Below are 22681 nucleotides of genomic sequence, written 5' to 3'. Positions count from 1 at the left end.
GCGAAGATCTGGGAAATACCTTAACCGGGAAATAACTGCTTCGTGAAGGTTCGACTCCTTCCCTTACAGCAAACCTTATTCAACAGGTTTATAATTGGTTAGTTTAAATAAGCTCCTGCCCATCAGGAGCTTATTTTATTTAAAGATTTTACCATCTCAAAATAGCTTGAGTATATATTCGTTTCAACTCTTAACTTTGGAACGCAATATGAAATCAAGAATCCTGTTTTTTACAATCGTCTGTATTCTTCAAACGCTCATCTTTTCTTCTTGTGTGAAAGATGAGAATGAGGCGATGCCAAAAAGTACAGTATCAAGGTTGTATGTTTCAAATGCCGATACTGATGGGGCAGTAAACAATACCTTGATCTTTGATCCTGCCGATCAGGCTAAATTTACCGAACCTTATAAATTCAATTCCCAATTACCTGATGGTAACGGCATTCTGTTTGATCCTTATTCAGGTGTTGTTTATCAGGTTAGCAGGTTGAATAAAAATATCAAAACTTTCAAGGTAAACACTGACGGAAGCCTGGTGAATAAGAGTTCTTTTGTACATGAAGGTTTGTTGAGTGCTCGTGAAATGGCTTTTGATCGATCCAGGGACATGTTATATATATCCAGTAATAGCGATAGTGCGATTTACGTATACAATAATGTAAGCACACTCAAGGATATTGTTTTGGCTGACAAGAAGCTAAAGCTTAATGGACAGCCCTGGGGAATTCATCTCGATAATGACCGGCTTTTTGTGGTGATTGATCAAAGCAGGGCAGAGGTGCAGCTATTTGAAAATGCTTCAGCACTAGCCGTAGGGCCGATCCTTCCAACAAAGAAAATTATAGTGAGCGGTGCTACGAGGCTTCATGGTATTACCTATTCATCTTCGAGGGATGTTCTGATCCTGACTGATATAGCCGAAGTAAGTGCAGCCGGCTTTGATTCTGATGGTTCTATTCATATCATTACAGATGCTAGTTCAAAATTTACTGCCTCAGGTCCCCCGATTGCTCCTTCAAAAACCATAAAGGGGGCTCTTACCGGACTTGGAAATCCAGTGGATGTGGCCTGGGACGACCGGGAAGGTAAAAATCTGATCTATATAGCTGAAAAGGCAAGACGTAAAATTCTAGTCTTCAATTACTCAGGAACAGGGAATATTGCACCTTTAGTTATGGTGAATCTTACCAGCAGTCCTGAAGCAATTTACCTCGATGCCCGTTAAGTGTATTTTGGATTGTTATTAATGCCGGTTTTTTCTTTACTTTGGATATAAATTTGAAAGATATGTACTCTACTTTATTAGGCTTACACTCCGGACTTCGATATATAGTTCTTTTATTATTAACTATTGCTTTATTATTGGCCATAGTTGGATTATTTGGTAAGAAGCCATATACACAAACTAACCGTAAAGTGAATTTATTTGCGATGATCTTTACTCATACACAGTTTCTTGTTGGCCTGATTCTTTATTTTTTCAGTCCTGCAGTAAATTATGCTAATATGGGCGAAGCAATGAAAGATGCAATGACCCGTTACTGGACTGTTGAGCATTCAGTTATGATGCTGTTTGCAATTGTTCTGATTACCGTAGGTCATTCCCGTTCAAAGAAAGCAGCAGAAGGTTTTAATAAACACAGATCGATTGCTTTATACTACGGTTTAGCGGTTTTGGTTATTTTGGTGGCAATTTATCAAAGTGGTCGCCCGATTTTGGGATAAATAATCCTACAAATGCGGGACATAAAAAACAATATATAAAATTGAAAAAATTTGCATTGTCAAATTTCTTTATATTTTTGTGAACGATGAACATCAAACAAAATACAGCGAATTGGTGGTGCACTTTAGAAAAGGGCGCAGGGAACAGGTATTTTGATCAATTTTAATCAAGCAAAACCTTAAAAATATAAAACCCGACGCCCTGAGACGTCGGGTTTTTTTATGGTCTGTGATTACACATCCTGACCAGACAACATAAATGATATGAAGAAATATAAATTATACACTTCCCACAAGAAATTGCTTGCCGATACCACTACGCCGGTAAGTATCTATTTGCGTTTGCGCGATGTTTTCCCAAACAGTATTTTGCTCGAAAGTTCTGACTATCATAGCAGAGAAAACAGTCTGAGTTATGTTTGTTGCGATCCAATTGCCGGAATAATTTTAACTGCTGATAAACTGGAGGCCTATTTCCCGGATGGTGAAAGGGAGCAATATCCTTTGAAAGATCTTGAACTAAAGAATCAGGTTTCAACTTTCAGAAAGCAGTTTGAATCGGCATCAACTGATGATTTTAAGTTTATTTCAAATGGCTTGTTCGGTTATTTTGCATACGAGAGCGTGGAGCATTTTGAGGATATCAAATTACACTCAAAACCTGCAGAGGGAAGGGATATACCATTAATGCAATATCATGTTTACCGGTATATTATCGTAATAGACCACTTTAAGAATGAATTGTACCTGCTGGAGCACCGGACAGAAAAAAACGCACCCGACGGGCTGGAGAAGATTCAGTATCTGATCCAGAATAAAAATTTTCCAGAATATAAATTCAATCTGAATGGAGAGGAAAAATCTAATTTTACCGATGAGCAGTTTATCAGCCTTGTAGAAAATGTAAAAAAGCATGTTTACCGTGGGGATGTGTTTCAAATTGTTCCTTCCAGAGCTTTCTCTAAACCATTTTTAGGAGATGAATTTAATGTATATCGTGCCCTGCGGTCGATAAATCCTTCGCCTTATCTGTTTTATTTCGATTATGGCGATTTTAAATTATTCGGATCTTCACCCGAAGCACAGCTCACGATTAAAAATAATGTTGCAACCATTTACCCGATTGCCGGTACTTTTAAAAGGACTGGAAACAGCCTTCAGGATGTCGAACTCGCTGAAAATCTGAAAAATGATGCCAAAGAGAATGCCGAGCACGTGATGCTGGTTGATCTGGCCAGAAATGATCTGAGCAGACATTGCGATAAAGTTGAAGTGAAATCATTTAAGGAGATTCAATATTATTCACACCTGATACACATGGTTTCTAAGGTGACTGGTCAGTTACAGAGTTCGGTTGATCCTTTTGATGTTGTTGGGGATACTTATCCCGCAGGAACACTCAGCGGGGCACCGAAATATATGGCGATGCAGCTTATAGATCGTTTTGAAGGGCAGAAGCGAGGGTTTTATAGCGGAGCAATCGGATTCATGGGCTTCAATGGCGACTTTAATCATGCAATCATGATCCGCTCATTCCTTAGTCAGAATAATGTGCTGCATTATCAGGCAGGCGCAGGTATTGTGGCAGATTCGGATCCGCAAAGTGAGCTGAATGAGGTGAATAATAAAATAGCGGCATTAAGGAAGGCCTTGGAGTTGGCGGGGGAAATATAATAAGGATGAGGTCTGAAGTCTGAGGTCGGAAGTATGATGTAGTTTTCATACTTCCGACCTCCGACCTCCGACCTCAGACTTCAGACTTCAGACCTCAGACCTCCGACCTCAATAAAATTGATAGTTTTAATAGAAATAATATAGATGAACATACTCGTTATAGACAATTACGACTCATTTACCTTCAATCTGGTACATCTGCTTCATGAAACAGGTCATGAGGCAACGGTATGGAGAAATGATAAATTCAAGCTGGCTGATGTGAATGATTTTGAAAAAATCCTGCTTTCTCCAGGGCCGGGGATCCCATCAGAATCAGGCCTTTTGCTGGATGTGATCCGAACCTATTCGCCAAGTAAGAGTATTCTTGGCATTTGTCTGGGTTTACAGGCAATCGCAGAGGTTTTTGGAGGGGAATTATACAATCTCTCCCGTCCGGTTCATGGAAGAGCCACAGAGATTACTGTACTCGACGAAAATGAAAAATTATTTAAGGACTGCCCAAAACAGTTTAAGGTAGGGCGTTATCATTCATGGGCAGTCAGGAATGACCTCGTTCCTGATGTGATCAATGTAACAGCCACGGATCCTGAAGGAGTGATCATGGCATTAAGTCACCGTACCCTCGACGTACGTGGTGTACAGTTTCATCCTGAATCTGTGCTTACCGAACATGGGAAACTGATGATCTCTAACTGGCTGAGTTGAGCTAAGATTTTTGAAGATATGAGTACAAGTGATACGAATTCTAAGAACGTTTCGGGTGGGAATATTCTCGATAAGATCGTTCTAAAGAAGAGAGAAGAAATTGAAGCAGCAAAGCTTAAAACTAAGTTGGAGCAGCTAAAGAAGAGCGACTTATTTTCACGTGAGTGTTATGTTCTGCGTGATTTTATCTTAGATCCGGAGCGGACAGGGATTATTGCTGAGTTTAAACGTCAATCACCATCCAAAGGAATAATAAACGACCGCCTGTCTGTTGAAGAGGTTACCAAGGGTTATGCTGCTGCAGGGGCTTCTGCACTTTCAGTCCTGACCGACCGGAGCTTTTTTGGTGGAAAAGATGAGGATTTGCTCGAAGCAAGAAAAGTAAATAAGTTGCCATTATTGAGGAAGGACTTCATGCTTGATGAATACCAAATCATTGAAGCCAAAGCAATGGGTGCGGATATTATTTTATTAATAGCAGCTATTTTAACTCCTGCAGAGGTCCGAAAGCTTGCAAGATGTGCCAAAGATTTAGGCCTCAATGTCCTCCTCGAGGTTCATAACAGAGAAGAATTAGATCGTAGTATCTGTGATGATTTGGACGCAATCGGTGTAAATAATCGAAACCTGGGCGATTTCTCAGTTTCAGTGCAGCATTCTTATGACCTTGTTGAGCATATTCCATCCCGGTTTTTGAAAATTTCTGAAAGTGGAATCAGTGATCCGCAAACAATAAAGGAATTGAGAGCCGCGGGATTTGATGGCTTTTTGATCGGTGAAAACTTTATGAAAAAGGAAAATCCGGGTAGTGCAATGAAAGAATTTGTGAAACAACTTTATTTAGGATAACCTCCAGAGTGAAACGAAAGATCTTCACATGGCACAGGTTTAAGTTTGGCACTGCTCCTGCTATTCTGTACTTTGTTGATTGTCTAGTTTACAAACCTAAAACATCATTTCTGATCTGAGAAAATGTTTTGTTTGAAGGCTTACCCTGCAAGGGGTTCTATTATTCTTTTAAAGATATTTTGTCATTTAGGGATTTAGATGAGAATTTTGTTTCTCGTTTCAGAATGAAAATTGTTCGATTTCGTATTGCAAACGGGTATATTCGTTTACAAACAGATAAACTTGGAACATGCCTCAATCCTTTAGTTATCTACAAGCCCGGAAAATTCTACTAACATTGATAGCTGGGATCTGGAGCAATTTCATTCCGCTAGAAGCTGAGATACTTCCTTTTCTAGTTTTGATAGGTCCCGGACAACAATAGCCCAAATAATATCATCAGAAACACTATCATACCCGTGACTTATTCTGTTTCGTGTATCGACTATCTTTCTGGCGTTTGTGATTTGCAAATCTGGCTGGACTTTTAGGATTCTGCCGATAGCCTCACCTATGATTTCGATGTTTCGTTCGATTGCCCTTTTGGTTTTCAGATCCTTTTTGAACTTGAAAAAGTCTTTCTTATCAGGCAGAAAGAGATTTATTTCATGGATAGCCTGAAGTATGTCGCTCAGCCAGGTCTTAACTTCAATTTCCATAGACAAGCACCTTGGTCTGATCAATCCGGGCTTTCAAATATGGATTGATAATGGTTTTATGTTCCAGAAGATCGATCTTCCGCTTGAATAGCTCTTCAAGCCGTGACTTTAAATCGAAATACTTGTCGGAATAAGAAAGGGGATCATCATCTGCAATGTCGACGATAAAATCGATATCACTATTTGCATTAAACCGTTCTGTAGTCACCGAGCCAAAAGCAAACAGACTTCTTACCTTGTAGGAATCGCAAAGCTGTTTAACATCATTCAAATAGATTGATAGTATGTTCATAGCAATTGCAAATTTAGCTTTTTTTCAGCAAGTCTGATTAAGTGTATTATTATTAATCGCTTAACAATTTGATAGAAGGGCTGTAGATAATCGTTAAGATGTGGAGCTACTTTTTGGTAGTGTTCGAGCAAAGATTCGTACCCTTTCTTAGCCAGTCGTTTCAAAGTAATGGTAGTTCCTAAAATAGGACTTTGAGCTACCGCCCAGCCTCCCTTTCTGGTTCTACTCCACGCATAGGCATGGTCTTGGTCAACTCCCAATCGAATAAGATTTTTCCGTTTCCTTTCGGGTTTCTTCCAGTCGTATCCCTAACAGGCGGATCTTCCCGTTGCTCTTGGGTATTGCTACCCCTAAGATGGTTTGTGGCAGATACTTTCCATTGCATACATCGGTAACTATCTTATCCCTGTTTTTATGCAGGTGGTCGGACAGTTCCTTTACAGACATACCATCCATGCCTGCCGAACCTTGGTTCGACATCACTTGCTGATATGCCCTGAGCATGTTCTTTCTGTTTACTACCTTTTCAATCATCTTTTCTAACAGTTGTTTTCTCTGTTCCGCTTATCGTAAGGCTTTCACCATTGGCGAATCCTTAAGGCATTTGGAACATCTTAACGTTCAGTCCTTCATTACTTTTGTGAGTCCTCTGCAGTATCTATTTGCAGCTCGTTACTTGTAACTACTATGACCTCGGCTGACTTCTTGATATAGCTAACCCGTAGCTTTCAAGACCTCCCTCGGTAAGGCAAATACCCTTCGGTCTACTCCTGCTGAATCTACATAAATGAGCTTTTGTAGTCTTTGGACTTCGATATGGTGTGCCATCTCATCCGCTCAAGTATGCCTCTTATCCAGTTTCTGTTCGTCAGTGCAGACGTTTGCAGTCTCGCTTACTTCAGTGCTTGGGTCACCCCAAACCACCTTGCGACTTGCTAATGCTTCCGGACGTTACTCCAGTGCATAAGGGACTTGCACCCTCTGGGAATTCTTTTCTAAAAGAACTATATTTACCATTCAAGGCACACACAGCACCTACAAGAATTTGGCGGTTCAGTGGTTAATTGAAGCTTTGTGCTTCGCATCAAGTTCAGTGGTGGCAGACAGTTTTGTGCTCCGAAATCGCCAACTTCTTGTAGCTGCAAACCGTTAATAGAATGAAAGAAAATTTAAAAATTATACCTATTGATTTGCTTGAGCAATACCACTTGCAAGTAAATAAAGATTTGCAAACCTCCTTTGATCAATTACGGGATGCAGAAATATCTACTGTTAGTTTTAGTTTTTACACTTCGGTATCCTCTGTTTTTTCGAGTAAAATTGAAGGTGAAGAAATTGAACTTGATTCCTATATCAAACATAAAAAATTCGGCATTGAATTTTTGCCCGATTACACCAAAAAGATAGACGACTTGTATAATGCTTACACATTTGCGAAAACTAATTTGTTAAATAAAAAAAACATAGAAGGAACCCACAAATTATTAAGCAAACATATTGTAGCCAAGCATCTGCAAGGCAAAATAAGATCACAGAATATGTATGTGAGTACGACAGATGGGAAAATAGAATATGTCGCAGCTACGCCCTTTGTAGTGGAAGGCGAAATGGGAAAATTCTATAACGATATCGAAATATTATTGCAACAAGAACTAACAACCAAAGAAGTCTTCTTTTTTGCAGCAATGATTCATTTGGTATTTGTGAAAATTCATCCCTGGAATGACGGCAATGGAAGAAGTGCACGTTTAATTGAAAAATGGTTCTTAGCTCAAAAATTGGGTGAAAAAGCATGGTTTTTGCAAAGCGAAAAAAACTATTATCAGCAACATCAAATCTATTACAAGAACATTCGATTGTTAGGCCTGGAATATCCTGACTTAGATTATTCAAATGCATTGCCGTTTTTATTGATGCTTCCAAACTCATTTAGTATTAATTAAAACACCTGACACTCAAGCAAGCGACGAGAAAATATATAGACAACTGCAAACCCCACGTTATACAAGAACTGCAACCCCTCCATGGACAAATTTTACGTTGAATTATAATCCTCGTCTGGATTTCGATCAAATTACATCCTTCAAATGCTTATTTTTGCAATTATTAATACATATAAATGCCCAGACAAAAATTTTTCGATACTGAAACTAAACCTGAAAGAGCGGTTCTTGTTGGTATAATTACGCCAGGTGAGACAGAAGAGCAAACCCACGAATATCTGGATGAGCTTAAATTTTTAGTTGAAACTGCTGGCGGCGAAACACAAAAGGCATTTACACAACGGATGCAGCGACCTGACAGAGCTACATTTGTTGGAACCGGAAAACTCGAAGAAATCAATGCCTATGTTAAGTCGGAAGAGATTGACATGGTCATTTTTGATGATGAACTATCGCCTTCCCAACTCCGGAATATCGAAAATGAACTGCAGGTAAAAATACTTGATCGCAGCAACCTGATTCTTGATATTTTCGCAAAAAGAGCGCAAACCTCTCAGGCAAAAACTCAGGTTGAGCTCGCACAACTTCAATATTTACTTCCACGCTTAACGCGCTTATGGACCCACCTTGAGCGGCAGAAGGGTGGTATCGGAATGCGTGGTCCGGGTGAAAGCCAGATCGAAACTGACCGTCGTTTAATTCTGAATAAAATATCCTTATTAAAAGAGCGCTTAAAAGAAATTGATAAGCAAAATCTAACTCAACGAAAGAACCGGGCGCAGTTGGTTAGGGTTTCACTTGTTGGATATACAAACGTTGGAAAATCAACGATCATGAATATGATCTCCAAATCGGAAGTATTTGCAGAGAATAAACTATTTGCTACACTAGACACCACAGTTAGGAAAGTGGTGATTGAGAATCTGCCCTTTTTGCTCTCAGATACCGTAGGATTCATTCGAAAATTGCCGCATCATCTGATCGAATGTTTCAAATCAACCCTTGATGAGGTTCGGGAAGCTGACATTTTAATACATGTGGTTGACATTTCACATCCCAATTTTGAAGATCAGATCAATACTGTCAATGAAACCCTGAAGGATATGGGGGCAATCGATAAAGAGATAATTACCGTATTTAATAAGATTGATGCCTATAAACCTGCTGATTTCGACCCGCAAGACGACCACCCACCACTCACTCTTGCCGACTTTAAAAACAGCTGGATGAATAAGGACAGAAATCCTGCAATTTTTATTTCGGCATTGAATAAAGAAAATATTGAAGAATTCAGGGTATTGTTATATGAAAAGGTAAAAGCGATTCATACGAAACGTTACCCTTACGATAAATTGCTTTATTGAACAGCATAAGCAATTGAATGAATCTGTATTTATTAAAGCCGAAACATTCAGATTGATTTTTTTTAATTTGTAAATTATCTTAATCCCCAATTTTATGGAATCTAAACGTCAACAGAAGTTTGCAGGAGTTATTCAGAAGGATCTGGCTGAGATATTCCAGCGGGAGGGATTGAATTTTTTACCCAATATCATGGTAACAATAACCAAAGTGAGGGTTTCACCAGATCTGGCAATCGCCAGGGTTTATTTGAGCTTTTTTAACAGTAAGAATAATTCATTGGCATTAAATACCATTAAATCTCATTCTAATGAGATCCGTTATAAACTGGGTAATCGTATCAAGGATCAGGTTCGTATAGTTCCGCATCTTGAATTTTTTCTGGACGATACCAGTGAGTATGTTGAAAAAATGGATAAACTCTTTGAAAAGATCAGTAAAGAGCCTCGTCAGGCAGAAGAACCAGGCCAGGATGATTGATTAAAATGAGAACGATTCGTGAGCCAGTAAATTTTTATACCCATGTTATTCCGGCCATCCTGGCTATACCCGGAACTTTTCTACTGCTGAACCGGTCTGATTTGCCAATTGAACATACCGCTGCCTGGGTTTATGGTATCTGTACTGTCGTTCTGTTTGGAATAAGTTCAATTTATCATAGTTATCCCAATACAGAGGCTGAGGTTAGATTCTGGCAAAAGATCGATCATTGCTGCATTTACCTTATGATAGCCGGCTCCTATACACCAACGGCTTTGCTGGTATTTGATGGCTATACCCGATGGACCCTCTTTGGAATGATCTGGATCATTGCATTGGCAGGATGTACACTAAAAATTTTTAACCGTCTTCAGCATAAAGGACTTTCCCTTGGGATTTATATCGCAATGGGTGCATTAATTGTACCTTTAATGAATGAAATGGCAGAAAAACTATCCTTATCAGCTATAGCCTGGATGCTGCTTGGAGGGGCTTTCTATATTGGGGGTACCGTTTTCTATTATAAAGATAAGCCAATTGGAAAGAACATTCATAGCCATGAAATCTGGCATCTTTTTGTGGTTGCCGGAGCACTTTCTCATTACGTTTATAATTATCGCTTTCTGTTTGCCTGAGTAAATTGACCTTATAATAATCATATCCCTATTTTTTCGTTAAATTAGAATATGGCTCTTAACTTCATTTTTAGTTTATTCCTGCATCTTACAGCAATCATTGCTGATGATCAACCGGTATTTAAGGGAAAAAATCTAAGCACCTTTATTTACAATGTTATGATCTATCCGGAATACTCACGCGACAATTGTCTTCAGGGTACGGTTAACGTAAGTTTTAAGCTGAATAAGCAGGGGCGTATTTACCAATCAGAAGTACAGAAAGGCTTCGGTACAGATCTCGACCTTGAGGCATTGCGTGTCGTTCGCCTCACCTCCGGCAAGTGGATTATGCCTGCAGATCACGATACCCTGGTTTCTATGGTTTTGCCGGTAAATTTTACGCTTCGTGATTTTAAATGTGAGCAGCGTTCAAATGATGAAATTAGTGCAGCAATAAATGCTTATCAGGCAAGAAGGGGAATGAGCGAAGTAATCTTTAATTATTATGATAAGAAAGTTGCCGGAGTCACTGATGAAGCCGGTGAAATTCGGATGGAGGCGCTTAAATACCAGTTAGGATATGATGAAAAATTCATAGACCGCTTGTTAAAGCAGGCACAGCGTAAGTTAAAACAGGAAGATTTTGAAGGTGCATGTGAAGACTTTCACATTATCAGAAGGCTTGGCAGCGATAAATCAGCACCCTTTATTGAGCAGAGTTGTAAATAATCACGCAATGTGAAAAATAAAGATATGCCTGACAGATTGGCTTCATTTAAAAATTCAAGGATTAATCAGGTATTGTTTATCCTGAGTATCATTACAATCCTGTTCTGGTTGACGGCAAAATCTTTAGATGTTTATAATTATGCCTTTATTGGGGCATTTTCCGAGCTGTTATGGCTTCCGATGATAGTCTCTGTTTTTATCGGGCCGGTATTTTCAATTATATTATTTGTAAAGGATAAGTACAACCCGGGATCGTTAGCATTGTATGCGACTGTATTACAAATTTTGCACTGTATATTCTCATTTTCTTTAGAAGCAATTAATGGCGAATAGCTGTAAAGAATGATCATTCAATTATCGAAAGATAAGATCTGGTTCCCCGCCCCTGAACTCGCTGATGAGGATGGTTTGTTGGCAATTGGGGGTGATCTATCTGCTAAAAGACTGCTTTTGGCTTATCGGAATGGGATTTTCCCATGGTTCTCTGAGGGTGATCCAATATTATGGTATGCCCCGAATGAGCGATTCGTATTGTTTCCTGAAAAATTGAAGGTATCTTCTTCCATGCATAAGATTTTACGATCAGGTAGTTTCAGAATCACTTACGATCAGGCTTTTACCGGGGTGATAAATGCTTGTGCAAATTCCGGTAGGAAAGATCAGGAGGGAACCTGGATCACTGACACAATGAAGTCGGCTTATATTCATTTATACAATCTTGGTTATGCTCATTCTGTTGAAGTGTGGGAGAATGACCTTTTGGTTGGAGGTTTGTACGGTGTTCAGATCAATCATGTTTTTTGCGGGGAAAGCATGTTCTCAAATGTCAGTAATGCATCAAAAGCAGCCTTGATTTCTTTATGCCAACACAAAACTTTTAAGCTGATTGATTGCCAGGTTTACACCAGTCACCTGAAAAGTATGGGTGCTGATTTTATCAGCTTAGAGGAATATCTTGTTTTTCTCAATGATATCTGAAATCGGCTTGTTTTGTAAAATCCATTCATTCTTAACCTTTATTCATAAATTGATTCATTATTTTCTATTTTAGAAATCAGGATGCAATTGCCTTATTATATCGACCTTATCGGAACGCTGGTATTCGCAGTATCAGGTGCATTGGCGGCTTCAGATAAAAACATGTACCGTGACATTTTTGGTGTAACGTTCACAGGTTTTGTTACCGCTGTGGGTGGGGGTACCCTCAGAGACATGATTTTGGGTGTTCGCCCAACCTGGGTAGTGGATGGGAATTACCTGATTGCGATAACTCTGGGTGTAATCATTGCTATTTCTTTTAAATACTATATCCTTAAATACCGCCGTACTTTTTTCCTCTTTGATACTTTGGGTATTGCGCTCTATACAGTAGTAGGGGTTCAGAAAGCTTTGTTTTACGATGTTGCACCTCTTGCGGCCATCATTATGGGTATGTTTTCTGCGGTTATGGGTGGTGTTATCCGGGATACACTGATCAATGAAGTGCCCCTTATTTTCAAAAAGGAGATCTATGCTACTGCCTGTTTATCAGGGGCGGCTGTCTTTGTATTATTAAAACTGCTTAATGTTGATGATAATATGAACTCATTTATCAGTGTTGGGGTAATCATTCTGATACGGACAATTTCAGTTAAATATCAGCTTACCCTTCCAAAAGTCGGCTCAAAAAAGTCAGCTTAAAATTTCTTCGATATCTTTTGCAGTCAGCGATTTAACAAAACTTTCTTCTGTAGTAATCAGGGATTCAGCCACCTTGCGTTTCCGGTTTTGTAAGGCAAGAATCTTTTCTTCCACCGTATCTTTAGTGATAAACTTGTAGATAAATACATTTTTATTCTGTCCGATACGATGCGTCCGGTCAATTGCCTGCTGTTCAACAGCGGGGTTCCACCAGGGATCCAGAATAAATACATAATCAGCCTCTGTCAGGTTAAGTCCGACACCACCTGCCTTTATTGAGATCAGAAAAAGCTTGATATCTTTATCGGATTGAAACTTCTTCACTACCTCTCCGCGTTTGGATGTAGCCCCATCAAGATAGGAGTACGGAATATTGGTCGAATTAAAATATCGCCGATAGATATCGAGATGCTTGACAAACTGCGAGAACACAAGTACTTTATGGCCTCTGGAAAGTACATTTTCGAGCGTATGGATTACATTTTCGAATTTTCCAGAATCACCTTCATATCCATCATCGATCATTTGCGGGTGATTGGCAATCTGCCTTAGTTTGGTGAGCCCCTGCAATACCTGTATTTGGGATTTCTTAAATGAGCCATCCTCCAGATTCAGAAGGAGCACATTACGATACTCTGATTTGATCTTTTCGTAATACTCTTTCTGCTCCTCGCTCATCTGGCAATAAAACAGATTTTCGGTTTTTGGAGGCAATTCTGTAGCTACCTGAGATTTGGTGCGTCGTAATACAAATGGTTTGATTAGGGCCTGCAGTCTGGCTGCCTTCTCTTCATCCTTCTTCTTTTCAATTGGTACCACAAACTCTGAATAGAACAAACTCTGGCTTCCCAATAAGCCAGAATTGATGAACGACATCTGGGTCCACAGATCATTCACTGTATTTTCTACAGGAGTGCCACTCAATATTAATTTATGTTTTGATTTCAGGGCTTTAACCGCTTTGAATGATTTTGAAGACGGATTTTTTATATTCTGACTTTCATCCAGAATGATGTAATTGAAATAAAAGGTTTTTAGCGATTCGATATCGACCCTGCATATTCCATAAGTGGTGAATACGATATCATAGGCCGTAAACCTTTCTACATCCTTGTTTCGGAAACTTCCGGTATGCACATGGATTTTGAGTTTAGGGGCGAATTTTTTGGCTTCATTCAACCAGTTATAAACCAATGAGGTAGGCATTATGATAAGGGAAGTAGTATGAATCCCTTCTTCCTGCTTATCCTCCTTGATCTTTTGCATAAGAGCAAGGGTCTGTACAGTCTTTCCAAGACCCATATCATCGGCAAGGCAGCCACCGAAATTATACTTTTTTAAAAAGTGGAACCAGTTATAACCGGCTTTTTGGTATGGGCGTAAAATGCCATTGAATGCTTTTGGAACATCAAATTCTTCAATTTCTTCAAAATCAGCTAATTTTTGAAGCTTTCTATCCATTGTAACAGTAGCCAGGTCACTATTACTAAAATCATTAACTAAGCCAATATGATATTTCTTAAGCCTTAGCTGTTTACCGCCTTCCGTAAATTGAAGCAGATTACTGTACTGTGCAAACCATTCTTCAGGAATTACAGCAATTTCTCCTGAGGGTAGTTTAAACTCCCTGATCTTGTTCAGGATGTGATTTTTGAGATCTATGAACGGAATCTGGTATGGTCCGAAATGTACAACGGCATGGATATCAAACCAGTCGTTGTTTTCACGGATCTCAAGATCTAATTTACTTCTGCCAATCACATACCGTTTTGAACCTTCAGTTTGCTCAAATGAAAAGCCCCTTTCCCCCAACTCAGCATGATGCTGATTTAGCCAGTTCATCACACTGAATGAAGATGCTTCTGCATCCTGATAAGGAGTTTCCGGACTAAAAACATTCTGAAATAACGATCCAGAAGATCTTAATCCAAGCTCCTGTAGGATATTAATTTTATTTTTTTCCCAGCTTAATGAGCGTTTGATCCTGTGAAAAATATAATCATTTTCCCTTTTCTCCATTCTGACAGTTACCCTTCTGTCACTTCCTGCAGGGAAAACATAATCGCCATATCTAAAGTAAAGCTGAAGGAGCGGACTTTCAGTTCCGGAATGAAGTAATTTCAAAATCGGAACCGCTTCAAATTTCTCTGTGCGGATCTCAAAACCTTCTGCATAAACAGCATGTTTTTCAATCAAAGGGGCAACAAACTTCTCAAAATATGTTTTTTCTGATGATTTTGGAATCGAGATATAGCGTTTATTGAGAAAGGGAAGCAGTTTTTTCCCTTCCACATCCTCTTCGAAATAATAAAGTACATCTTCAAGCAGAAGCCAGGCAGGATGATTGCATATGATCTGCGCATCTTTAAACATAAATTCAATGCGCTGCCCCTGAAATTTGATCGTAGGAAAATATCTTGTTTCAGTAACACTGCGCCTGAAATGGAATAAAACTGAGGCAGGTTCTGATGCGATGATCAGTTTACGCTCAACCGGCCAGCCTTCTTTACTCATCTGAAACAGACCCTTGTCACCAATCAGCCTTAATGCTTCAACAAGTTTTTTTTCAATTTTTGGCCTGATGACTTCGTAGATTTTTTCGTCAAAGATTGTTCTGAAATACTCAACTGGCCGAATGGCTTTTTTATGAAAACGCTTAATGATATGACTCTGCTCTATTTCTTCAAGCAGTTTGATTAGTTTGAGATCAGTTTCATCTAAAATAGACGAAAACTCTTCTGCTGTAGTGCTGAATAAGCGCTGATAGGTTAGGGAGAATCCCTCATCGGAGTTTAGTTGTACAACATGTGGTTCGATGAGGTAGCCAAGAAAGTCATGCTTGCATATAGAATATACAATTTTGCATGGTTTATCACTGTCAACTCTCAACATAGCTTGTTTGAAAAATATAAGAAAGCTGACTATTAAAAAATTCTAAATCTAGATAGAATTTTCTTTTTTACCTTAAATACCTCAACAAATATGAAATTTTAATATGGAGGTGATTATTTCGAAAATTTCATAAATAAATGGCCTGACAGATTGTTTTTATTGCCAATATTGAAATTGTACGATAAAGAAATACTAAGGTTTCAATTCTCCGAACCAGATGGAACAGAAGGATGTGGGATCAGATATTAATTGCGCCCAGAAAAACAAAGGTAGCTGGCCCCTCTAAAAATACTTCGCTAAATGAGTTGCCATCATAATTAAAATCTACACTCAAATCCCCACCCCTTACTTTGATCGCTGAATGTATTTTCCCACTCAGTCCTTTTTTCTTTGCCATGCTCATTGCAACAGCTGTTACCCCTGTTCCACAGGCGTATGTTTCATCTTCAACACCTCTTTCATAAGTTCTAACGAAATAGGAATCACCAAGATCCTCCACAAAGTTGACATTGATTCCCTGAGCTTTATAGGTTTCGTTATAGCGTATATTTTTGCCATCAAGATATACATTCTTTTTATCAAGATCCATTACGGGAAGAACATAATGAGGTGAACCGGTATTGAGGATATAGGCTTCACCATCAGACCGGATAGATTGAACATCAATCATTTGTAAACTGACCCAGGTTCCTTTCTCTGAAATTTTGGCATAATGCGAGCCATCAACTGCCAAAAAGTTAGTTTCATCATCAATGATATCCAGGTGTTTTGCAAAAGCTACGATACATCTTCCTCCATTACCACACATGCTCCCTTCACGGCCATCGGCATTAAAGTAAAGCATCTCAAAGTCATAACCCTCTTTAAGTTGAAGAACCATTAGTCCGTCTGCACCAATTCCAAAATGGCGATCACAAAGTTTTTTTATTGCCTCAGGTTGATTAATTAAAGGAAATGTTTGATTTCTGTTATCTATGAGGATAAAATCATTCCCGGCGCCCTGATATTTAAAAAAGTTGAGATGCATATAAATAATGTCATAAAAGCCCTATGGGCTGAGTTGTTCAATCTTATTAATTAAACATTTTATAAATTTCGGTATTTAAATTGAAAATGCATTGTGTTGAGGTGCAGAATTAAAATCGGGGACTAAATCTTTAACATTTTTTAACATAAAATGGATACCCTCCATTCATGATTTACGTTTAAGTGGTATTAATTTTGAGTATAATTTAATATTAAAGGAAAATAGTATAATTAACATATGAAAAAGATAGGTGTAACTTTTTTAGCGGCATGTCTGGGTGGGGCTGTTGCTATCGGATCTTATAAGTTTATTGAGAGCAGATATGGGGATGGAATGTCTTTTGAAGACAAGCAGAAAGTATATTTCACGAACAATCCCGGTGCTACCATTAATTCATCCACCGGTGCTTTGGATTTTACACAAGCTGCTGCAACAGTTACTCCGGCAGTTGTGCATATCAAAACCACCTATAACGTTAATGCAGGTGGCGGGAATGCAGGCCGTGATCAGATGCAGGATATGTTTGAAGATTTCTTTGGTGGTCGCCGTCGTCAGCAGGGTCCTGCTCAGGGTTCAGGTTCCGGAGTAATTATTTCGGATGACGGTTATATTGTGACAAATAATCACGTGGTAGACAATGCCGATAAAATTGATGTGATCCTTCCGGATAAACGTTCACTGGTTGCAAAAGTGATTGGAAAGGATGCGAATACTGACCTTGCCTTGCTTAAAATTGAAGGATCTGGTTTCCCAATTGTTAAACTTGGAAATTCTGATGATGTACGTGTTGGAGAGTGGGTATTGGCAGTTGGTTATCCATTTGCTCTGAATACTACGGTTACTGCAGGTATTGTTAGCGCAAAAGGAAGACAGATTGGAATTCTGGATCAGGGTATTGAGCCCGATGAAGATGGCAGGCCTCAGGCTCGGACAGCAATCGAATCATTTATTCAAACGGATGCTGCAATTAATCGCGGTAACAGTGGTGGAGCATTGGTGAATACTAAGGGTGAGTTAATCGGTGTGAATGCTGCTATAGCTTCACAAAGCGGAAGTTATGAAGGATATGGCTTTGCGATTCCGATTAACCTTGCTAAAAAGGTGCTCAATGATTTCAAAGAGTTCGGTTCAGTGAGAAGAGGGTATATAGGTATCAATTTCACCGGGCTTGATGCTGAGCAGTCCAAACGTCTTGGAGTTAATGAAATCAACGGACTTTATGTGAATGAAGTTTTGCCGGGCGGTGGTGCTGCACAGGCAGGGCTGAAAGAAGGGGATATCATTACCAAGGTTGACGGGAATCAGATCATATCCCCATCTGATCTTCAGGAACGTATTGGTCGTTTGGGCCCTGGTGATAAGGTTCAGCTTTCCTACCTCAGAGGTGGAAAGACCTTAACCTCAAATGTGACCCTGAAAGGTGAAGAATCTGTTAAAACAGCAAATAATTCATCAAGCGTGGTCACAAAAAATCTTGGGGCAAGCTTTGCTCCTGTATCCGAAGCTGTCAAAAAGAAATATAAGATCAGTTCCGGGGTGCTGGTAACAAGCGTTAAATCTGGTGGTTTCTTTGATCAGCTTGACCTTGTTCAGGGCACAATAATTATCTCAATTAATGGCCGCCCAATCAATAAAACAGATGATATTGAAAGTGCAATTACAGCCGGCCGGAATAATATGGCAACCGTGAATGCAATAAGTCCTGATGGAATGCAGATCAGGTATCAGTTTCAGGTGAGATAAACAAAATAGATACTTAATGAAAGCCTTTTCAATTTATTGGAAAGGCTTTTTTGCTTTTAGATTGTTTCTAAATAGATAAAATCACTTCCTCCTTCACTTGGATCTGCGTGACTTTTAGCATATAATGATAAATTTGCTTCCTGAATAATTAATATAATTAGAACAAGGTAATGAGCAATTTCGCAAAAACGTTCTCATCCTCATTGGGGAAAAAGCTGGTGATGGCCTTAACAGGCTTATTCCTGTGTACTTTCCTGATTGTGCACTTAGTTGGGAACCTACAGTTGTTTAAAGATGATGCAGGTCAGGCTTTTAATGCCTATGCCTATTTCATGACACATTTTACGCCAATTAAGGTGGTTTCTTATTTGTTGTATGCCTCTATTATTATCCATGCAATTTATGCTTTGATCATAAGCTTAGGAAATAAGAAGGCTCGCCCAATCGGGTATGCAGTACAGGCAGGGAATCAAAATAGTCCGTGGACCTCACGCAATATGGGTATTCTGGGTACCATTTTGCTGGTTTTCATTGTGGTTCATATGGGTGATTTCTGGTGGAAATATCATAACGCCGACTTGCCTTATGCCAAATATGAGATTAGTCTGGATAACCCGAATGATATTCAAGTTTCAGAATTACCATATGATGCAAACCGCCTCGTGCATTCAGAGATAACTGATTTGCAGGCCGGCAAAAGGATTGTTGTTTCTAAAGATCTCTACAAGATTGTAAACAATGCATTTCAGACCTGGTGGTACGTATTATTATATGTAATTGCTATGTCAGCATTGTCATTCCACCTGATTCATGGATTCAGAAGTGCATTCCAAACCATTGGATGGAACAACAGCAGGTATTTGCCGCTTGTTCGCTTTATAGGTGTCTGGGTATTTGGGGTTTTGGTTCCGCTTGCCTTCGCTGCAATGCCATTATATTTTTTCTTTAAATAGGATTACACAATACCCGGGAGATCGGGGTTAAAATAAATTTCTGAGATGAAATTAGATGCTAAAATACCAGAAGGCCCATTAGCCGAAAAATGGTCTAAACATAAATTCAACCTGAAGCTGGTTAATCCGGCAAATAAAAGGAAATATACGGTTATTGTCGTAGGTACGGGCTTAGCAGGTGCTTCCGCAGCTGCATCTCTCGCTGCACTTGGCTATAATGTAAAGGCTTTCTGCTATCAGGATAGTCCACGCAGGGCGCACTCGATTGCTGCTCAGGGTGGTATAAATGCTGCAAAGAATTATCAGAATGATGGTGACAGTGTGCATCGTTTGTTCTATGATACAATTAAGGGAGGTGATTATCGTGCCCGAGAAGGTAATGTATACCGTCTGGCAGAGGTTTCTGTCAATATTATTGATCAGTGTGTGGCACAGGGGGTTCCATTTGCAAGAGAATACGGTGGTTTGCTGGATAACCGCTCATTTGGTGGTTCTCAGGTGTCGCGTACATTCTATGCCAGAGGTCAAACCGGGCAACAATTATTACTGGGTGCTTACTCTGCGTTGAATCGTCAGATCAATCTGGGTAAAGTACAAATGTTCACCCGTCACGAAATGATGGATGTGGTAAAGATTGAAGGCGAAGCAAAAGGTATTGTGACCCGCGATCTGATCACTGGAGAAATTGAAACTCATGCTGCTCATGCTGTACTTTTATGCACAGGTGGTTATGGTAACGTATTTTACCTTTCGACCAATGCAATGGGCTGTAACGTAACAGCTGCCTGGAAAGCACATAAGCGTGGTGCATTTTTTGCAAACCCTTGTTTTACTCAAATTCATCCAACCTGTATTCCGGTAAGTGGAGATCATCAATCGAAACTGACCCTGATGTCTGAGTCATTGCGAAATGATGGACGGGTTTGGGCGCCAAAGACTGTTGAATTAGCACAAAAGCTAAGGAGTGGTGAAATAAAAGTGACCGATTTGAAAGAAGAAGACCGCGATTACTTCCTGGAGCGGAAATATCCTGCTTTTGGTAATCTTGTTCCACGTGATGTGGCATCCCGTAATGCCAAAGAGATGGTAGATGAAGGTCGTGGTGTTGGTGCTTCCGGTATTGCAGTTTACCTTGATTTTGCAGAAGCAATCGGACGTTTGGGAGAGGATGCAGTACGTGCAAGATATGGTAACCTCTTTGATATGTACCAGCAGATCACTGATGAGAATCCATATAAGCAGCCGATGCGGATCTATCCTGCGGTACACTATACTATGGGAGGTCTTTGGGTTGATTATAACCTGCAGACTACTGTAAAAGGACTTTATTGTTTGGGAGAAGCAAATTTCTCAGATCATGGTGCGAACCGTTTGGGAGCATCTGCCCTCATGCAGGGACTTGCTGATGGATATTTTGTTATCCCTTATACTTTGGGTGATTATTTAGCTACTATCGGCCCGAAAGCGGTTGATGTGAAACATCCTTCGTTTGAAGAGGCAAAAAAGAACGTTGTCGATCGGGTAAATCAGTTATTATCGTTAAAAGGAACCAAAACAGTAAACGAGTATCACCGTGAATTGGGTCATATCATGTGGGAGTACTGCGGAATGGCCCGTACTGAAGCAGGTTTGACCAAGGCAAAAGGGATGATCCGTGAGCTTCGCGAAGATTTCTGGAAAAATGCACTGGTTTCAGGTTCAAATAATGAATTTAATCAGAGCCTTGAAAATGCCGGGCGGGTAGCTGATTTCCTTGAACTGGGAGAGTTAATGATTGATGACGCATTGGACAGAAAGGAATCATGCGGTGGTCATTTCCGGTTGGAAAGTCAGACAGAAGAAGGCGAGGCATTGCGCGATGACGAAAATTACGCCTACGCTGCTGCATGGGAATATAAAGGAGATGACCAGGATGAGGTTTTACATAAAGAAGAGCTGGTTTTCGAGAATGTTAAATTATCACAGAGAAGTTATAAATAGTACAAAGTACTTAGTACATAGTATTTAGAAATTCTAAAATTATGTACCGGTCAAAATTAATTGAGATCAGAGTCTAAGTACTAAATACTACATACTAAATACTTAATACAATGAGTAAAAATATGAATTTGACGTTAAAGGTTTGGCGTCAGAAAAACGCCGATACTAAGGGTAAATTCGTTACTTATCAGGCTGGCCATGTATCTCCGGATATGTCATTCCTGGAAATGCTTGACGTTGTAAATGAAGACCTGACCAAGAAGGGCGATGACCCGATTCATTTTGACCATGATTGTCGTGAAGGTATTTGTGGAGCCTGTTCACTTCATATCAACGGCAGACCACATGGCCCGAAGCATGGTATTACTACCTGCCAGTTACATATGCGTTCTTTCAATGATAATGATACAGTTGTAATTGAGCCATGGCGAGCTGAAGCATTTCCTGTAATCAGGGATCTGGCTGTAGATCGTGGTGCTTTTGATCGTATTCAGGCTGCAGGCGGGTTCGTTTCAGTAAATACGGGCGGTGTTCCTGATGCCAATGCGATCGCAATTCCGAAGGTTATTGCTGATGAGGCATTTAACTCTGCCACTTGCATTGGATGTGGAGCTTGTGTGGCAGCATGTAAAAATGCTTCAGCAATGCTGTTCGTTTCTGCAAAAGTTTCTCAGTTAGCTTTGCTTCCACAAGGTCAACCAGAGCGTTATCACAGGGTTCAGGCCATGGTTGCACAAATGGATGCCGAAGGTTTTGGAAGTTGCACCAATACTGGCGCATGTGAAGCTGAATGCCCGAAAGAAATTTCAATAACCAATATCGCAAGAATGAACCGCGATTATTTCACTGCTAAATTAATTAAGCAGGAAGAAGCTTAAGGTAATTCTGATATAAAGCAAAAGGCTCAAACTCAATTCTGTGTTTGAGCCTTTTGCTTTATTAATTACGGATTATCAATTACGAATTACGAATTCCCGGTTCCATGTTATCAGTTACCAGTTGCCAGCTTTGACCACCGGAGTAATCTTTACTCAAATTTTCATCATTACCAATAAATACCAATCGAATACGTATCAAATCTCACTACTCTGTACTCAATACTCACTACTCCTTTGAGTACCCCATTCCCCAATCGGGAAAAATTATCCCATATAATTTCCTCATTTTAGTCAAAAAATCCTCTTTTTGGCCCCTTTGGCACTTGGTCTGTAATTTGTCTATAGCTTATCAACATCAACAAATTAAAACAGACATAAACAAACAGATGAAAAAAGTAATTATAACATTCGCAATTGCAGCAGTATCCTTATTAAGTACCAAATCATTTGC

General features: G+C 39.6%; 22 protein-coding genes. 17 read left to right on the top strand and 5 right to left on the bottom strand.

Annotation, left to right across the window (positions count from 1 at the left end):
* Positions 1 to 208 precede the first annotated feature (208 nt).
* From Q8M41_RS00110 to trpC, 5 genes are all read left to right on the top strand, one after another.
* Positions 209 to 1225, top strand: coding sequence for a hypothetical protein (locus Q8M41_RS00110; RefSeq protein WP_305363196.1), 1017 nt, complete (start codon positions 209 to 211; stop codon positions 1223 to 1225).
* A 62-nt stretch (positions 1226 to 1287) separates the two neighbouring features.
* Positions 1288 to 1725 carry a cytochrome B gene (locus tag Q8M41_RS00105; RefSeq protein WP_305363195.1) on the top strand — a complete coding sequence of 146 codons (438 nt, stop codon included), beginning with the start codon at positions 1288 to 1290 and terminating at the stop codon, positions 1723 to 1725.
* Positions 1726 to 1989: 264 nt separating this feature from the next.
* Positions 1990 to 3399 carry an anthranilate synthase component I family protein gene (locus tag Q8M41_RS00100; RefSeq protein WP_305363194.1) on the top strand — a complete coding sequence of 470 codons (1410 nt, stop codon included), beginning with the start codon at positions 1990 to 1992 and terminating at the stop codon, positions 3397 to 3399.
* Between the two features lie 144 nt (positions 3400 to 3543).
* Positions 3544 to 4107, top strand: coding sequence for an aminodeoxychorismate/anthranilate synthase component II (locus Q8M41_RS00095; protein ID WP_305363193.1), 564 nt, complete (start codon positions 3544 to 3546; stop codon positions 4105 to 4107).
* A gap of 18 nt (positions 4108 to 4125) precedes the next feature.
* Positions 4126 to 4956: an indole-3-glycerol phosphate synthase TrpC gene (gene trpC / locus Q8M41_RS00090; protein ID WP_305363192.1), complete on the top strand. Its 831-nt coding sequence runs from the start codon at positions 4126 to 4128 to the stop codon at positions 4954 to 4956.
* A 362-nt stretch (positions 4957 to 5318) separates the two neighbouring features.
* Here the strand turns inward: trpC and Q8M41_RS00085 are convergent, their stop codons facing one another.
* The 3 genes from Q8M41_RS00085 to Q8M41_RS00075 all read right to left on the bottom strand — a co-directional run bounded on the left by Q8M41_RS00085 (position 5319) and on the right by Q8M41_RS00075 (position 6480).
* Positions 5319 to 5654 carry a DUF86 domain-containing protein gene (locus tag Q8M41_RS00085; RefSeq protein WP_305363191.1) on the bottom strand — a complete coding sequence of 112 codons (336 nt, stop codon included), beginning with the start codon at positions 5652 to 5654 and terminating at the stop codon, positions 5319 to 5321.
* Positions 5644 to 5946 (bottom strand): nucleotidyltransferase family protein, encoded by a 303-nt coding sequence (locus Q8M41_RS00080; RefSeq protein ID WP_305363190.1) that lies wholly within the window; start codon positions 5944 to 5946, stop codon positions 5644 to 5646. The genes Q8M41_RS00085 and Q8M41_RS00080 overlap by 11 nt, the downstream gene beginning before the upstream one ends.
* A gap of 249 nt (positions 5947 to 6195) precedes the next feature.
* Complete coding sequence (locus tag Q8M41_RS00075) at positions 6196 to 6480, bottom strand: hypothetical protein (protein ID WP_305363189.1); 285 nt, start codon at positions 6478 to 6480, stop codon at positions 6196 to 6198.
* A gap of 623 nt (positions 6481 to 7103) precedes the next feature.
* Here Q8M41_RS00075 and Q8M41_RS00070 point away from each other — a divergent pair.
* From Q8M41_RS00070 to Q8M41_RS00035, 8 genes are all read left to right on the top strand, one after another.
* Positions 7104 to 7889: a Fic family protein gene (locus tag Q8M41_RS00070; RefSeq protein WP_305363188.1), complete on the top strand. Its 786-nt coding sequence runs from the start codon at positions 7104 to 7106 to the stop codon at positions 7887 to 7889.
* A 176-nt stretch (positions 7890 to 8065) separates the two neighbouring features.
* The gene (gene hflX / locus Q8M41_RS00065; protein WP_305363187.1) at positions 8066 to 9253 is read left to right on the top strand and encodes a GTPase HflX; all 1188 of its coding nucleotides are present in this window, start codon (positions 8066 to 8068) and stop codon (positions 9251 to 9253) included.
* 94 nt (positions 9254 to 9347) lie between these two features.
* Positions 9348 to 9731 (top strand): 30S ribosome-binding factor RbfA, encoded by a 384-nt coding sequence (gene rbfA, locus Q8M41_RS00060; RefSeq protein ID WP_305363186.1) that lies wholly within the window; start codon positions 9348 to 9350, stop codon positions 9729 to 9731.
* Between the two features lie 5 nt (positions 9732 to 9736).
* Positions 9737 to 10366: a hemolysin III family protein gene (locus tag Q8M41_RS00055; RefSeq protein WP_305363185.1), complete on the top strand. Its 630-nt coding sequence runs from the start codon at positions 9737 to 9739 to the stop codon at positions 10364 to 10366.
* 51 nt (positions 10367 to 10417) lie between these two features.
* Positions 10418 to 11077 carry a TonB family protein gene (locus Q8M41_RS00050; RefSeq protein ID WP_305363184.1) on the top strand — a complete coding sequence of 220 codons (660 nt, stop codon included), beginning with the start codon at positions 10418 to 10420 and terminating at the stop codon, positions 11075 to 11077.
* 9 nt (positions 11078 to 11086) lie between these two features.
* Positions 11087 to 11410: a hypothetical protein gene (locus tag Q8M41_RS00045; RefSeq protein WP_305363183.1), complete on the top strand. Its 324-nt coding sequence runs from the start codon at positions 11087 to 11089 to the stop codon at positions 11408 to 11410.
* Between the two features lie 9 nt (positions 11411 to 11419).
* Complete coding sequence (gene aat, locus Q8M41_RS00040; protein ID WP_305363182.1) at positions 11420 to 12055, top strand: leucyl/phenylalanyl-tRNA--protein transferase; 636 nt, start codon at positions 11420 to 11422, stop codon at positions 12053 to 12055.
* Positions 12056 to 12136: 81 nt separating this feature from the next.
* The gene (locus Q8M41_RS00035; RefSeq protein ID WP_305363181.1) at positions 12137 to 12757 is read left to right on the top strand and encodes a trimeric intracellular cation channel family protein; all 621 of its coding nucleotides are present in this window, start codon (positions 12137 to 12139) and stop codon (positions 12755 to 12757) included.
* Here Q8M41_RS00035 and Q8M41_RS00030 read toward each other — a convergent pair.
* Both Q8M41_RS00030 and dapF read right to left on the bottom strand, forming a co-directional pair.
* Complete coding sequence (locus tag Q8M41_RS00030; protein WP_305363180.1) at positions 12749 to 15649, bottom strand: DEAD/DEAH box helicase; 2901 nt, start codon at positions 15647 to 15649, stop codon at positions 12749 to 12751. The two genes, Q8M41_RS00035 and Q8M41_RS00030, sit on opposite strands and share 9 nt — an antisense overlap.
* Positions 15650 to 15887: 238 nt before the next feature.
* Positions 15888 to 16676, bottom strand: a complete 789-nt coding sequence (gene dapF, locus Q8M41_RS00025; protein ID WP_305363179.1) for a diaminopimelate epimerase — start codon at positions 16674 to 16676, stop codon at positions 15888 to 15890.
* A 237-nt stretch (positions 16677 to 16913) separates the two neighbouring features.
* On the opposite strand from dapF, the gene Q8M41_RS00020 reads away from it, so the two are divergent.
* From Q8M41_RS00020 to Q8M41_RS00005, 4 genes are all read left to right on the top strand, one after another.
* Positions 16914 to 18419, top strand: a complete 1506-nt coding sequence (locus tag Q8M41_RS00020; protein ID WP_305363178.1) for a Do family serine endopeptidase — start codon at positions 16914 to 16916, stop codon at positions 18417 to 18419.
* A 170-nt stretch (positions 18420 to 18589) separates the two neighbouring features.
* Complete coding sequence (locus Q8M41_RS00015) at positions 18590 to 19372, top strand: succinate dehydrogenase cytochrome b subunit (protein ID WP_305363177.1); 783 nt, start codon at positions 18590 to 18592, stop codon at positions 19370 to 19372.
* 45 nt (positions 19373 to 19417) lie between these two features.
* Positions 19418 to 21352 (top strand): fumarate reductase/succinate dehydrogenase flavoprotein subunit, encoded by a 1935-nt coding sequence (locus Q8M41_RS00010; RefSeq protein WP_305363176.1) that lies wholly within the window; start codon positions 19418 to 19420, stop codon positions 21350 to 21352.
* Between the two features lie 110 nt (positions 21353 to 21462).
* Positions 21463 to 22230, top strand: coding sequence for a succinate dehydrogenase/fumarate reductase iron-sulfur subunit (locus Q8M41_RS00005; RefSeq protein ID WP_305363175.1), 768 nt, complete (start codon positions 21463 to 21465; stop codon positions 22228 to 22230).
* Positions 22231 to 22681: the final 451 nt, after the last annotated feature.

It is taken from the genome of Daejeonella sp. (assembly GCF_030684675.1).
Taxonomy (GTDB): Bacteria; Bacteroidota; Bacteroidia; order Sphingobacteriales; family Sphingobacteriaceae; genus Daejeonella.
The sequence above is the reverse complement of the archived record's forward strand: the minus strand, read 5'-3'. Positions and strand labels throughout refer to the sequence as shown.